Source organism: Psychrobacter sp. 4Bb (assembly GCF_002836735.1).
Classification (GTDB): domain Bacteria; phylum Pseudomonadota; class Gammaproteobacteria; order Pseudomonadales; family Moraxellaceae; genus Psychrobacter.
The window spans coordinates 167385-182112 of record NZ_PJAS01000052.1 but is presented as its reverse complement, the minus strand read 5'-3'; the positions used below and the strand labels follow the sequence as shown (position 1 = coordinate 182112).

Sequence of the window (14728 nt, the reverse complement as noted above, 5' to 3'; positions counted from 1 at the left end):
ATCTGTAGACAACGCTTGCAATTCGTTTTGGCTTTGTTATAATACTCGCCCACGACATGAGACGTATTGTTAGCATCAATACTATGTTTATAGAAATTTTATAAATGTCTTGAATCGTTAGGTGAAGTGGGTGAGTGGCTGAAACCAGTTCCCTGCTAAGGAACCATACGTGTAAGCGTATCGAGGGTTCGAATCCCTCCTTCACCGCCATTTATTCAGTTGTTATTAGAGTAATAACGCAATATACTGCGTTAAACATTTTAATAATTAATTCAAAAAATAATTTGTTTTAATTAAAAAAGATGTTGACACAAGCGATATTATCTATATAATGACCAACCTAATTTACTGCAAAAGATATTATCTGCGCAGTGGATAAAGTGCAAAATACGCGCCTGTAGCTCAGTTGGATAGAGCACTTGGCTACGAACTAAGGGGTCGGGAGTTCGAATCTCTCCAGGCGCACCATTTGCATAATAGCTTAATTTAAGCTGATAAAACATTAAAATAATCGCCTGTCTTATGACAATTGGCGGTTTTTTTATGTCTGTAACTTTCACCCTTCTACTTATTTATTCTTCGACCATCTCTTGTATGTAGCATGATTGGATAGCCAACTAATAATATTAGAAAGCAATCTACGATATTGGAGAGCAATCTATGATATTGGACAGCCATCTACGATTTTAGGCCATCTACGATGTTAGATAGTCATCTAGGATAATGTACGATAGCCCCACCATTTACGGTACAATAGCGTTACTATTCACTGCTTGCTATGAGCTTGTACCATGTCAAAAAATCCATCTAAACGTCCGTCAAAAACGACTCGCAAATCAAAGCCTCAACTGAGTGCGCCTGTACAGCAAGATCCTAACGAAGAGCCAACCATCGCTAAGCCCATGATTCGTGTCGTGGCGATTCTCTATGATGGTATGCTGATTTTGGCCTTACTGTTTTTGGTCGGTACTATATTGACTGTGGTGGGTACACTGTTGACTATGGAGACGGGTACTGAATCCTCACAAGCTCAGTCACTGCCGCTCTGGTATCAGAATGCTATTATGACGCCATCATTTGTACTGACGCTCGTGGCATTCTATGGGATATTTTGGCGCCGTGGTGGTCAGACATTGGGTATGCAGACGTGGCGATTAAAAACGATTAATGATGCAGGTCAATGGCTAACGTGGGGACAATCGTTTAAGCGTATCTTGGCCGCTTGTTTGATGCCGCTGATTTTCGGCATTATTGGCAGTCTTATTGATGGATCACGCGCCGCCTTATTGGCCAGCGCGTTTCTTGGTTTGGTATTCAACTATGTGTTTTGCCTGTTCAACCCTCGCGGTTTGGCAGTACAAGACATGCTGTCCAACACCATTACCCTAAAAATGCCAAAAGTGGCACATGAAGGGCTATGGCGCGGTTTTAAAAATCGTAAGAAAAAACCGTAGTCTGATTTTATTGACGTAACAATTTTTATTGAACTAGTAACTCTTATCGACGTAATAATTTAGTTGTAGCACTGCTCAGCTGGTTTAGCCTAAACAGTTACATACTAACGCTTTGAATCAGCCATGCGGTGTAGCCCATAAAGAACAGCACCAACGTAGCACCTGACGTACGACCGAATTGGCGCTTTGTTTTAAAGGCAAACACGCATAGTGTCACTAGCAATATCGTCAAGACTCCCATTGCCATCACATCACGCGACAGAATCACTGGGTCGGCGGCTATAGGAGCAATGACCGTTGCTAAGCCGACAACTGCCAAAGTATTGAAGATATTAGAGCCGATGATATTGCCGAGCGCCATATCATGTTCGCCTTTACGGGCAGCTGACAAGCTCGATACCAGTTCAGGTAATGAGGTCCCAACGGCGACAATCGTTAGACCAATGATAAGCTCACTGAGCCCCCATAGTGTTGCCAACTCGACAGCACCCCAAACGATAGCACGTGAGCTAGCTACGAGCATCAGCATACCGATAATTAAACTCACAAGACCACGCGTTACGCTTGGTTCTAGCTTTTCTAAGCTCTCTGAGTTATCTAAGTGCTCTAAGTTGTTTGAGTGCTCTGAGTCAGCATTAGCCACGACCATATCGTCTTCGTGCTCATGATAGCCTTCGCGTATACTCATTATGATCTGTAGTCCTAAAACGGCGACCAACAAAATCAACAATACGATACCATCAGCTTGGCTCAATGTCCCATCACGTAGCTGCCAAGCGGCGATGACAGTAATTAGCAGCAGTAAGGGCAAGTCGCGCTTTACGATGCCTCTACGGATGATAATAGGGCTAATCAATACGGTTGCACCGAGTACCAATGCGATGTTGATGATATTCGAGCCATAAGCGTTACCTAGAGCCAGCTCAGGGCTGCCTTCTATCGCTGCTAGTACTGATACCACCATCTCAGGCGCTGACGTGCCTATACCCAATATTAAGACACCAATTAAGAAGCTAGGCACACTAAACTTCTTTGCTAGTGCTGTCGCCCCATCAATAAAGACATCGGCACTCCAAACTAAAATTGCTAACCCAATCAGTATTGCAAGCGCGGCCAACCACATCAGTATGTTTCCTTGTATATGATAAAAAATGTGAATTTGATAGATAAAAGTGGCATAAAAAAAGCTGAATCAAAATGAAGATTCAGCTTTCCCTTTAGCATCGAGATTTTTAGTAATAATAGCAGCTAATTCAAAGATGTAACTTTGTGTTTATCTTAAATTTACCAAAACCTCACCATCCTGTCATATTAAGCAACTTGTACAGGAATAATGTTTGCAGTGTCTTTTACAGTGTTGTCTTCGTTGCAATAGACCAGTTTTGGCTGATACGTTGACGCTTCAACTTCATCAAAGTGTGCATACGCACAAATGATAACGATATCGCCTAAATCTGCCATATGTGCAGCAGCACCATTTAATGAGATAATACCAGAGCCCGCCTCAGCACGGATAGCATAGGTGCGAAAGCGCTTACCGTTGGTCACGTTGTAGATATCAATAGATTCGTTTTCGCGTAGACCAGCAAGATCTAATAGATCGCCGTCGATACCGCAAGAGCCTTCATAGTGAAGCTCAGCATGGGTAACACGGGCACGGTGTAATTTGCATTTAAGCATATTAAGTAGCATAGGTTAGTTCCTTGGCGTAACTGATATTAATTAACTAAATCAAAAGGTTAATGGGGATACAACTGCCAAAATAAAAGGTCATTATCATTGAACGATTATATTATTCTGGCAATTTAAAGCCATTAATTTGTGAACGTGCTTTTTCGACATCACCATCTAACAATAATGGGAGCGCCTCAAAAGCAGCTGTCAGCGCGCTATCAATCGCAATCTGCTCATCAGGAGATGCTTTAGAGAGAACGTGTCCACTAACTTTAGACTTGTGACCAGGATGGCCGATACCCACACGCAGGCGATGAAAATCATGGCCAATATGCGGTGTGATATCACGTAGGCCGTTGTGACCACCATGTCCACCGTCTGTTTTGAGTTTGATACTACCAGCTGGAATATCGAGCTCATCATGAGCAATCAACAATTCATCATTTTTGATGCCATAGAAATTTACCATAGGCACCACTGACTGACCAGATTTATTCATAAACGTCAGCGGCATAAGTAGACGCACATCAGACCCATGAATCTGCCCACGCCCTGTTACTCCATGAAATTTCTTATCAGGGGAGAGCGTGATATTAAACTGCTGAGCCAAATGATGGACAAACCAAAATCCTGCATTATGACGCGTAAACATATACTGCTGACCAGGATTACCAAGACCGACAATAAGCTTTATGGCCATAAAAACACCCTGCTTGAATTTGATAAATAGGGGTAAGGTTTGAGGTACTGATAGACAGTTTATTTTCAAACCTTACTTACAAAAACAGCAGGAGATTTTAATCACCTGCTGTCTTATTGACTAAACGAATGTATCACTAACCAGCACAAAATAATGCACTAGTTAGAAACAGTTATTACTCGCTGTCTTTGTTTTCTTCAGTACCGTCGTTTTGCTCAGTTGCTGGTACTTCATCAGCATCAACGTCAGCATCAGCATCAACTTCTTCTACTGTTGGTGGCTGCATGTTAACGATAGTACGGTCATGACCGTCTTCTAGCTCAAGCTCATGGATAACAACGCCTTCAGGAAGTTTGATGTCTGATAGACGGAACAAATCACCGATTTCCATGCCAGACACATCTACTTCTAGGTATTCAGGAAGTTGTGATGGTAAGCAGATAACTTCGATATCAGATACTAGAGTAGATAGTACACCAGCAGCAGCAGTACCAGGCGCATCTTCACGACCAGTGAAATGAACAGGAACGTTCATGTGAATTTTCTGACCTTTTACAATGCGCTGGAAATCAGCATGCATTGGGAAGCCTTTAGCTGGATGGCGCTGCAAGTCTTTGATAACTGCTTGATGCTCTTCACCGTCAACGTTGATAGTCAAGATGTGTGAGAAAAACGCTTCGAATTCTAGTGATTTTACTAGTTCGTTAAGCTTGATAGAGATAGCTGTTGGCTCTTCGTTACCACCATAAATGATAGCAGGAACTAGGTTCTGCTTACGTAGGCGGCGGCTCGCACCTTTACCTTGTAGTTCAGCAGCACGATCAACGGCGTTTAGTTCAAAATGATTAATGCTCATGGATATAATCCTATAAAAAAAATGATGAAGTGTCTGGTCATAAAAAAGTGGATTTGCGACCAATCCACTAATACGTGATGATAGCTAATATTATGGTTACGAATAAACCTCGTAATGTCTAAGCTTAGCCATTTGCTTATAGCAGCGCTCGCTACGATAATTACCATAACGATGGTTGCTGTTAAGCATGATCAGCACTTTTGATAGTGCCAGCCTAATAAAAACAACGAAAAGGTCAGCACAGGCGCGCATTATACGTGATTCTGTAGCAATAATAAAGACCTACGTAAAACGCCTACACAAAACAAAGCGCCAAGTAAGGATACTTGACGCTCTGTTTTTTAACTATTTAAGATGTCTTATGACAGTCATTGCTATTCAAAATTAACGCAATGGCTGTTTTAAAAATAACTGTATCAAATTAAGCGTCAAACATCGCGCTAATAGATTCTTCGTTATTGATACGGCGTAAGCTTTCAGCAAGCATCGGTGCAATACTTACCTGACGGATTTTGCTACAAGCTTTGGCTTCAGCAGATAATGGAATCGTATCGGTCACAACCACTTCATCCAATGCAGATTCGCTGATGTTTTTCAGTGCGTTACCTGATAGGACAGGGTGCGTGATGTAAGCCAAGACGCGACGTGCACCATTTTCTTTCAATGCTTCGGCAGCTTTACACAATGTACCTGCAGTATCGACCATATCGTCAACGATAACGCAATCACGGTCACGAACATCACCAATGATATGCATGACTTGCGACTCATTGGCACGAGCACGGCGCTTATCAATAATTGCCATGTCGGTATCGCCTAACTGCTTAGCCATCGCACGTGCACGAACCACGCCGCCTACGTCAGGTGAAACAACCATGATATTGTCATAGTCTTGCTTTTGTAGGTCGTTTAGCAATACAGGTGTGCCGTAGATATTATCTACAGGAATATCAAAGAAACCCTGAATCTGATCTGAGTGCAAATCAACAGTCATTACGCGATCGATACTAACGATGTTTAGCATGTCAGCGACCACTTTAGCCGAGATAGGTACACGAGCTGAGCGTGGACGACGATCCTGACGAGCATAACCAAAATAAGGCATGACAGCTGTGATACGGCCAGCACTAGAGCGACGCAAAGCGTCAGCCATCATCATGATTTCCATCAAGTTGTCGTTGGTCGGTGCACAAGTAGGCTGCATGATAAACACATCTTTACCACGTACGTGTTCTTTGATTTCCACGGCAATTTCGCCATCAGAAAAACGCGTGATGTCAGCTTTACCAAGAGGTATGTGAAGATGATCGGCTACGGTTTTTGCTAATTCTGGGTGGGCATTACCCGTAAAAATCGCCAAATAAGGCATGACAGAAGTCCTATTGATTGACTCAAGCAGCGACCGCTAAGCAGTGTCAAACTGCTCAAATTAAGAAAAGAGTGGTGAAGGTATTGAAGTATACTATTACAGTAAAAAATGGCAGGGGTAGCTGGACTCGAACCAACGGATGTCAGGATCAAAACCTGATGCCTTACCAACTTGGCTATACCCCTGTAATGTCTAGGCTATGAACAACTGATATATAATAGCGACTAAGTAGTCGTTCTCAATATAGTGTCATGACCTGTCAGTTATCTAAAAAACGGATAAACCGTTTAAAACATAACTTTTCCCTAGCGGTGTCCATTGCGAACTATACCGAAACTGGGATAACGTTGTCAATGACAATAAGATAAGTGGCTGTCTATAAACCGCTTATACTCGATGTCTCTCTAACGCTTCGTACTAAAAAATGGCAGGGGTAGCTGGACTCGAACCAACGGATGTCAGGATCAAAACCTGATGCCTTACCAACTTGGCTATACCCCTATTGTGGCGACCTATTATAAGTAAATTTTCAGATTTTGCAAGTCATTTGCGGCTTTTTCTGGTATTTATTCATCATAGGTTACTGCTGGCGCTATTTTAGCAAATTAAAATAGGCAATCCTACCGTTGTCATTATTTAGATGATAAGAAATCTAAAGGTTATATGTGCTATTTTAAGTTTCCAACGATATATGCCGCACAAGGCGCATCTGCAATCCACTTCGCCACAAGTTTTTTGTTAGTAGCCACACTCGCATCTAGAGGTAAAAACACGGCACTACCAGAGCCAGTCATTCGTGCTGTGCTCAATGCTTGCGCTTCTAACCCCTGTAGATAACTTAAGGCATCTGCAACAGCAGAAGCGAGGCTTGTGACGACTGGGGTAAAGACATTATGATAGGGCGTAGTGAGCGTTTGTACATAGTCAGCGTATTGGTTTTGGATAGTTGCAACCGATAGGGGCGCGATATCTCGCTGTAGTTTGGGATGCGCAAATAAGGTAGCGGTATTGACATGAGCGTTAGGCGTTAAGATTAAATACTGCTGGTCAGGTAGGTCAATGGCAGTTAACTCTTCACCAATACCCATCGCAATAGCGTCTTGGCCAAATATAAATATCGGTACATCTGCACCTACAGTCGCGCCAATCTTTATAAGCTCATCACAAGTAAAATTAAGCTGCCAAATCTCATTGAGCACTAGCATAGTCGTTGCTGCATTAGATGAGCCACCACCTAGACCCGCGCCCATTGGCAAATGCTTATCTAAAGTGATATGCACTTTTGCTAACTGCTCAGGTAAAGTGTTTGACTGTATGGCAGATGCTAGCAATGCGCGTGCCGCTTTGAAAATTAAATTGTCTTCTATACTAATAGTGATAGCCTCTGCACCATCTAATATCAGTAGCTGATGACAGAGTTGATTAGCGCTTAATTCACTAGCTATAGTAGAAATTACGACATCGTTGCTAACCGAAAAATGCAAGTAATCGCCCCAGTCAAGTAGGCGAAATACCGTTTGCAAATTATGATAGCCATCGGCTCGTTTACCAGTGATGTGCAAAAATAGATTGAGTTTTGCAGATGATAAACGAGTAATCATAGAAACAGATGGTTCGGCTATATTTTCAGTCATATTTTTTTATCATACGGTGCAGTTATAAACAGCTATCTTAATTAGCAATGATGGTTTTTAGCAGGCTTTCTGTTGTTAATGAAGGATAGATTAATGGTTAATCGTCATTACAACTTTGTTGCCTTGTGGTTGTACGGCACTAATTTTACTAGGTAGCTTATCTGTACCTTTATAAGTAAAGCTGGCTGTCCACTCACCATTGACTGAGCTAACTAAACGGTTTTGATCATCCATTTGTGGCGCACTATCTGAAGGTGCTGGGCGACCAGAAATCCAGTAAGGCATTTGTGAAATTGGTGCTTGCCAACCAGTGGCTTTCTTTAGCAAGGTTTCAGGATCGTCAGCGGTCAATGTACCTGTCTTTTCGCTGACTAGAGTAGCGGTTTGACCATTATATTCAATGTTGGTTTTACCAATACCGAGTGCGCCAATTAATTCAATGGCAAATCGGTCATTTTGCTGACCCCATGCATAAAATGCACTACCACCTTGGGTACCGGTCGAATCACTCGCAGGCGTCGTTACCCCAATTTTACCGGTGATATTGAAGCTCTCTAGCTTTTTTGGTTGTTCAGCATTTTGACCTTGTACAGTGGTCGTTGGTTGGTTGGTCGCGTTGGCCGTTTTTAATGACTGACAACCAGAGGTTATGACCATGGCTGCAGTTATAGCAGTAAACAAAGCTAATTTATTTGGTTTATAAGAAGTGATTAATGCTGACATAATAGTTTCTCAAAATGGAAAGATGAACAAAGATATTAGCTTAAGCGTTATTTGTTGCTCGGTTATGCATGGCTGTTAGCTTCTTATAACGACCTTGTAATTTATAAATGCTTCGGTTTTACAAGAACCTTATCAATTATCATATCTCTATGTTTGCAAAGCCCAAAGAGTATATCCAAAATTAGCGCTATTAATACAGCTGTATGCGGTCATTGATATTATGCTGTCCAAATGAGAAGCGCTGCTGCAAATCGGCGAGTAATGCCTCAACTTTGTCATTATTACCTAAGCCTTGATAGGCGCGCAATAACAGCGTGCCTGAGCGCAGAGTTGGCAGCACATCATAAGGTGTCTGTAGATAGTCGATAACCTGCTGATAGTTCTCTTTGGCCAATGCATTGCCTGCCAAGACATTCAAGGCTTGCAGATGTAGGTCGTTATCATAACGTGGGTCATCATAGCGAATCTGAATAATTGCGGTAGCTAGCGCCAGACCTTGCTCTGAGCTGCGCTCATTTGCCAGTAACAACTGTGCATAGCTCAACTGATAGGATAAATTGCTAGGATCTAAAGCCTGCAAATGGTTGAGCAGGGTGCGCTTAACGACATAGTCTTTTTTATCATCTAACAGCTGAGCCCGCGCGAAAAGTAGCATCTCATTATCAGGATATTTACGAGCGGCACGAGTTAGTAAGCGCAGTGCTTCATCCGATTCGTTTTGTTGCCACAAGATATCGGCTTGCATGACAAAAGTGTCAGGCGCGAATACTGTGAAGTCTTTGCGCAGCTTTTCTAAAGTCGCGATTGCTCCATCGACGTCGTTATCGAGTAATTCAAACGCTACTACCTTTCTACGCGCTTCTAATACCAAATCCTCTTGCATGACGCCATTGAGATAGTATTTGGCTTGATCGAACAACTGCTGACGCTCAGCACTGATACCTAGATAATAGTAGGCTTGATCAAGATAAGCTGGACTCTTAGCAAGCATATTGAGTAGCTCATCGGCACTAGCGTACTCTTCAATATCTAGGCTTACTAAAGCTGCGAGCAGCGTAATCTCAGAATCATCATTGAAACGGCTATGCGCTTCAAGTAGTAACTTCCAAGCTTGTTCGCTTTGCTTTAAATCTAATAGATAGCGAATCTCATATAAATATAAGCTTTTGCTATCAGGGTTGCGTAGACGAGCTTGACTGACATAATTGATGACGGTTTCTGCGGTCACTATTTTACGCAATATATCGGCTTTTAACGTAATGAAGGGCACGTAGTCTGGCTGACGCTCTAGCGCTCGATTGATATGAACGATAGCCACTTCAGGTTCGTTAAACTGATAGAGTAAACCCGCTTTTAATACAGATAATGAGGCATTTTGCTCGCTATCTAATGGCTGCAACGCGGCAAGCAGCTCGCGTTTGTCATCATCATTATTTGGGTAAATACCTATGAGGATTTCGCTTAAGTCTGCGCGTGGATCATAGCGCAAGATGCGGTTTAACGTTTCACCCGCTAATATATAGTCGTGGGCACGTAAGGCTAAATGCGCGACATAAAACCACGCAGGCACATGGTCAGGGTTTTGGTCCTGCCATGTCTTGGCAAACTGTAATGAGTCTTCAACCCTTTCGTTACGCAAAGACAGGCTAAGCGCTCTCTCAAACACCGCTGTCGCATCTTCTTTAAAAGACTGTTGCTTATAAATAGAGACCGCACGTCGTTTGTCATCGCGATCGGCAGCAAACTCGGCATCCAGTAGAGCGTACAAGCTTGGTTCACTAAGCTCAGGCTGCCATAGACTGGCTGGTGCTAGGCCATTAATGTTTTTTACGTTCTCTATGGTGAGCGTATCTTCATTATAAGGTGTATCAATCGCAGCACTACTATCATTTACTTTATTGCCATTTGGCTTATTGGCAGTTACCTTATTGTTAGCTGCCTTATTATCGGTAGCAACGGATACCTTAGGGATTTTTGCTTCTAGCAATACATCGGGATGGCTAGCATGAACAGGGGCTGCCAAACACAGGCACACAGCTAGAGACAACGCTAGCTTGTATCGTTGACACAGGCGCTCAATAGCAACATGCAACAAAGCACGGAAGCTAGAGTATTCGCTATAGGGATGTGGTGACCGAAGTAATGACCCAAAAAAAATCATAGATAGCCGTATTCGCCCATGGTTTACCTACACAGATAAGGCAAGTTTGTTTTAATCATTTTAAGTTAAATATTGGCAATATGTACCCATGACGAACATTATAAGAGTAGACCGATGAGATAAACAATAGCATCCGTGTTACTCAGATATTGGCATGTCTGACTATATGAATGTGCTACTAGTAGCGAGTACGTTACCAAAGAATGATGCTGAAGATGATTAAATATAGATATGTTTGTCGAACTGAATATTATAGAAATATAACAAGTTAAGATAGAGTAAGCGAATGATTTAACATTATATTATTGACCATAAGTCAAAACCCAGCTATTGATTTTATAAATCGTATGAGTAGTTGATTTGTTACATTTGCGACCAGATACAGAGATATGGTTATCATAGATGGGTGAGTGTTAATTAAAGCCCGCAATAATGATATAATAGGCGGTTTTTAGGGTCTTCCTTTTTAGCGCTGTCGTCAAAAACTGTCTTTTAAAAATAATAAGATAGCGTAAGGGGCAACTGAGCGTCATGTTTATGGTCTATCGATAATGAGATTAGTGGTCATTGGGGTCAATCACAAAACTGCACCAGTCGCTCTGCGAGAGCGCTTGGCGCTTGTGGGTGACGATGTAAATGTCGCACTCAAACAAATAGAAGCCTTTACTGATGGTAGCGTGATCGTCTCTACTTGTAACCGCACCGAAATCTATGCGCTAGTGCCGCAAACTTCAACGTCGCAGCCCGCTAATAGCCAATTATCTGACTCACAATTATCTAATGTGCAGGATATCAAAGCTGCTGGCCAATCATCATCCAATAATACTTTTAGTAGTAGCATGAATATCTCGTCTGCTGCGATTAGTGCGCACATTACCAAAATCAAAACGTGGTTGGCTGACTTCAAGCAATTGCCACTCGTTGATATTGATCCTTATCTCTATGTACATCGTGATACCCATGCATTGACTCATTGGTTAAGAGTAGCGGCTGGTCTCGATTCTATGATACTGGGCGAGCCGCAGATTCTCGGGCAAATCAAAAACTCTGTGCATCTGGCTCAAGACCAAAAAGTACTCAGCAATCAGCTCGGCTGGATCATCGATCAAGTATTCGCTGCTGCCAAACGAGTGCGTAATGAGACGCAGGTTGGCGCACAGGCTGTATCGCTTAGTTTTGCTGCCGCCAAATTAGTCACACAGATATTTGATGATTTACCCAGCCGTACTCTACTGGTCGTTGCGGCAGGCGAGATGAATCGCTTGGTGGCCACCCATATCGCAGGCCTAGGGGTTGGACGAGTCATTATCTGTAACCGTAACCCCGAACGCGCCGAAGCATTAGCGGCTGAGCTACGTGGCCCTAATCGCCGCGTAGACGTTAGACCCTTACAAGAATTGCCGCAAGTATTGGCGGAAGCTGATATCGTTAGCAGTTGCAGTGGTAGTATGGATTTGTTGATTGATAAGACAATGACCATACAAGCGCTCAAGCGTCGCCGTTATCAGCCGATGCTTATGATAGATTTGGCCGTACCGCGCGATATTGATTCTACCATTAGCCGTATTGATGACGTTTATCTGTACTCTGTCGATGATTTGCAGCATGTCATTGCAGGTAATATCGAACAGCGTCGCCAAGCCGCAGTGGATGCTGAGCTGTTAGTCAGTCAATTGGTGGTTGAGATAGATCGCCGCTTTCAGGTTCGCCAAGTTGGCAAAGACATTCAGCAGTATCGTGCGTGTACTCAAGGTCAGGTGGATAAGCTGCTGCATGAATCTATTGCTAAGCTGCAACAAGACGATGTCAGTCCAGAAGATATCATCACTGAGCTATCACGACGTTTGACTCAAACATTGACCCATGCGCCATCGAAATTGATGCGCAAAGCCGCACGCGAAGGTGATAGTGAGTTGCTAGACTTCGTAGTGTCAGGACTACAAGATGCTCATCGAGGGCATTGATGCTTTCATCGTGGCTTTATAAATCAAAACTTATCAATCAATCAATACCTACCAATAAATGCTCGATAGCGCAAGTCATATCGTTGCCTGAGCGTATCGTTGTCAACCTTCAGTATCAGTGCTAATATCAAGCTCTCATGGATGGCTTAGGTCAAGATATGTGCTGGTGTTTGCTCGTAATATGACTATAAATATATTAACTTCACGTTAGTAGACCTCATCAGTGTCCGTTGTTTTTTGTTTGTTTAAAAATAATGCATCTCTAGACAGCGCAAGATCTCACCATCAAAAATAATAGTACTTGATTATAGCGCTATCTAATCCATGTCGCATATTATCTAACTATACACTAGGAGTGTTCAATGCCTGCATTACGTCAAGATATCGATCCAAACGGCTTATTAGAGTATTCAGTGGTTTACACCGATCGTGCGCTGAACCATATGTCAAAAGCCTTTCAGCAAGTGATGAATGACCTATCTAGTGATCTAAAATCTGTGTATAACGCGGACGCAGTGGTGATCGTTCCTGGTTCTGGTACTTATGGTATGGAAGCCGTCGCTCGTCAGTTGGCAAATGATGAAGACTGCCTAATCATTCGTAATGGTTGGTTCAGCTATCGTTGGACGCAAATCTTAGAAAAAGGCAAAATCGCCAAGTCATCTACAGTCCTCACGGCCAATCGTGCTGATGATAGTGAGTCGCCAAAGCCGTTTGCTCCAGTCGATATCGACGTTGCTGTAGCCAAAATCAAAGAAGAAAAGCCAGCAGTGGTATTTGCGCCGCATGTCGAAACCTCATCGGGCATCATCTTATCAGATGACTATATCAAAGCGTTGAGTGAGGCTGTGCATAGCGTTGGCGGACTGTTAGTCATTGATTGCATCGCTTCAGGCTGTGTATGGCTAGATATGAAAGCATTGGGCATCGATGTACTGATTAGCGCACCGCAAAAAGGTTGGAGCAGTACGCCGGGCGCTGGTTTGGTCATGCTAAGCGATACTGCTGTCAAAAAAGTAGACAGTACTGAATCTGATAGCTTTAGTATCGACTTAAAGCAATGGTTGAACATCATGCGTGCTTACGAAAATGGCGGTCATGCGTACCATGCGACTATGCCGACAGACAGCTTACGTCAGTTCCGTGATGCCGTGAATGAAGCCAAAGCAATCGGTTTTGACAAATTGTGTGACGCGCAATGGGCACTTGGCAAACGTATCCGCGAAGTACTAGAAGCCAAGGGCGTTGAGAGCGTTGCTGCAGAAGGTTTTAAAGCACCTGGCGTTGTCGTCTCTTATACCGATCGTGATGACATACATAAAGGTAGTGCGTTCGCTGAAATCGGGGTGCAAATCGCGGCTGGCGTACCATTGAAAGTGGGCGAGCCTGATAACTTCAAAACTTTCCGTTTGGGTCTATTTGGTTTGGACAAATTGACTGATATCGATGGCACAGTAGAGCGTTTTGAAACGGCACTTGATAAAGTGCTGAGCCAGTAAAGATACCAATTAAGAGGGCTGATAAAGACAGTAATGTGATAGCTTATTAAGTCTTTTTTAAAGCCTTTACAGTATAGTCTTTACAGCTATAAAAAATACTGAACTATTAGTGTCATGCTAGGTTCAGTATTTTTTTACCTTTTTATTATATTTTATAATATAATGTATTTTTATAAATTAAAATTTGATCGTGTATTTAATAAACTTAATTAGGTAGTCCGTTATGAGCATACAAATAGACTGGCAAGCATTTACGTCGATCTCCTTAGTTGGGGGTCTGATGCTAGGCGTAGCGACGGTTATCTTACTGCTGGGTATCGGTCGTATAGCAGGTATCAGTGGCATTTTTTCAAGCCTACTAAAACCCAAGCGTGTAGAGATGTGGCAGGTGCTATTTATACTGGGTCTGGTCATCTCACCACTGCTATATCAGTTGGCAAGACCACTACCTGAGGTAGCTATCAGTACTTCCGTGCCATTATTGATTGGTGCAGGGTTACTGGTCGGTTTTGGCACGCGTTTAGGTTCAGGATGCACGAGTGGGCATGGTATCTGCGGTAATGCACGGCTGTCTCCACGGTCATTGGCAGCGACCGTCACCTTTATGCTGTTTGGGATTGTGACCGTTTATATCGGTCGTCACGTACTAGGCCTGCTATAGCTAACTCATGGCCTATTGCCAGATGAAGACTGA

General features: G+C 42.9%; 12 protein-coding genes and 4 tRNA genes. 6 read left to right on the top strand and 10 right to left on the bottom strand.

All coding sequences use genetic code 11. The annotated features are described in order from the left end of the window. Window positions 1–120 precede the first annotated feature (120 nt). The 3 genes from CXF60_RS03935 (at window position 121) to CXF60_RS03925 (ending at window position 1454) form a co-directional block, all read left to right on the top strand. Window positions 121–210, top strand: a tRNA-Ser gene (locus CXF60_RS03935). Window positions 211–391: 181 nt separating this feature from the next. Continuing rightward, window positions 392–468, top strand: a tRNA-Arg gene (locus CXF60_RS03930). A gap of 323 nt (window positions 469–791) precedes the next feature. Continuing rightward, window positions 792–1454, top strand: coding sequence for an RDD family protein (locus tag CXF60_RS03925; RefSeq protein WP_102090875.1), 663 nt, complete (start codon window positions 792–794; stop codon window positions 1452–1454). A gap of 97 nt (window positions 1455–1551) precedes the next feature. Here the strand turns inward: CXF60_RS03925 and CXF60_RS03920 are convergent, their stop codons facing one another. From CXF60_RS03920 to CXF60_RS03875, 10 genes are all read right to left on the bottom strand, one after another. After that, window positions 1552–2577, bottom strand: coding sequence for a calcium/sodium antiporter (locus CXF60_RS03920; protein WP_102090874.1), 1026 nt, complete (start codon window positions 2575–2577; stop codon window positions 1552–1554). Window positions 2578–2765: 188 nt separating this feature from the next. Beyond that, window positions 2766–3146, bottom strand: a complete 381-nt coding sequence (gene panD / locus CXF60_RS03915) for an aspartate 1-decarboxylase (protein WP_010196068.1) — start codon at window positions 3144–3146, stop codon at window positions 2766–2768. A gap of 100 nt (window positions 3147–3246) precedes the next feature. Then, complete coding sequence (gene pth, locus CXF60_RS03910; RefSeq protein ID WP_102090873.1) at window positions 3247–3828, bottom strand: aminoacyl-tRNA hydrolase; 582 nt, start codon at window positions 3826–3828, stop codon at window positions 3247–3249. A gap of 175 nt (window positions 3829–4003) precedes the next feature. Further along, window positions 4004–4684, bottom strand: coding sequence for a 50S ribosomal protein L25/general stress protein Ctc (locus tag CXF60_RS03905; protein WP_057758040.1), 681 nt, complete (start codon window positions 4682–4684; stop codon window positions 4004–4006). A gap of 421 nt (window positions 4685–5105) precedes the next feature. Then, complete coding sequence (locus tag CXF60_RS03900; RefSeq protein ID WP_057758042.1) at window positions 5106–6053, bottom strand: ribose-phosphate pyrophosphokinase; 948 nt, start codon at window positions 6051–6053, stop codon at window positions 5106–5108. 109 nt (window positions 6054–6162) lie between these two features. Continuing rightward, a tRNA-Gln gene (locus CXF60_RS03895) sits at window positions 6163–6238 on the bottom strand. A 240-nt stretch (window positions 6239–6478) separates the two neighbouring features. Then, window positions 6479–6554 (bottom strand) — tRNA-Gln (locus CXF60_RS03890). A gap of 167 nt (window positions 6555–6721) precedes the next feature. Continuing rightward, window positions 6722–7687: a 4-(cytidine 5'-diphospho)-2-C-methyl-D-erythritol kinase gene (ispE, locus tag CXF60_RS03885; protein WP_102090872.1), complete on the bottom strand. Its 966-nt coding sequence runs from the start codon at window positions 7685–7687 to the stop codon at window positions 6722–6724. A 90-nt stretch (window positions 7688–7777) separates the two neighbouring features. Further along, the gene (lolB, locus tag CXF60_RS03880; RefSeq protein WP_102090871.1) at window positions 7778–8410 is read right to left on the bottom strand and encodes a lipoprotein insertase outer membrane protein LolB; all 633 of its coding nucleotides are present in this window, start codon (window positions 8408–8410) and stop codon (window positions 7778–7780) included. 190 nt (window positions 8411–8600) lie between these two features. After that, window positions 8601–10571 (bottom strand): tetratricopeptide repeat protein, encoded by a 1971-nt coding sequence (locus CXF60_RS03875; protein WP_102090870.1) that lies wholly within the window; start codon window positions 10569–10571, stop codon window positions 8601–8603. A gap of 551 nt (window positions 10572–11122) precedes the next feature. Between CXF60_RS03875 and hemA the strand changes: the two genes are divergently transcribed. From hemA to CXF60_RS03860, 3 genes are all read left to right on the top strand, one after another. After that, window positions 11123–12535 carry a glutamyl-tRNA reductase gene (gene hemA / locus CXF60_RS03870; protein ID WP_102090869.1) on the top strand — a complete coding sequence of 471 codons (1413 nt, stop codon included), beginning with the start codon at window positions 11123–11125 and terminating at the stop codon, window positions 12533–12535. A gap of 362 nt (window positions 12536–12897) precedes the next feature. Next, window positions 12898–14034, top strand: coding sequence for an aminotransferase class V-fold PLP-dependent enzyme (locus CXF60_RS03865; RefSeq protein WP_102090868.1), 1137 nt, complete (start codon window positions 12898–12900; stop codon window positions 14032–14034). A 223-nt stretch (window positions 14035–14257) separates the two neighbouring features. Then, a complete protein-coding gene (locus CXF60_RS03860; RefSeq protein ID WP_102090867.1) occupies window positions 14258–14695 on the top strand; it encodes a YeeE/YedE family protein in 438 nt (145 codons plus the stop codon). Window positions 14696–14728: the final 33 nt, after the last annotated feature.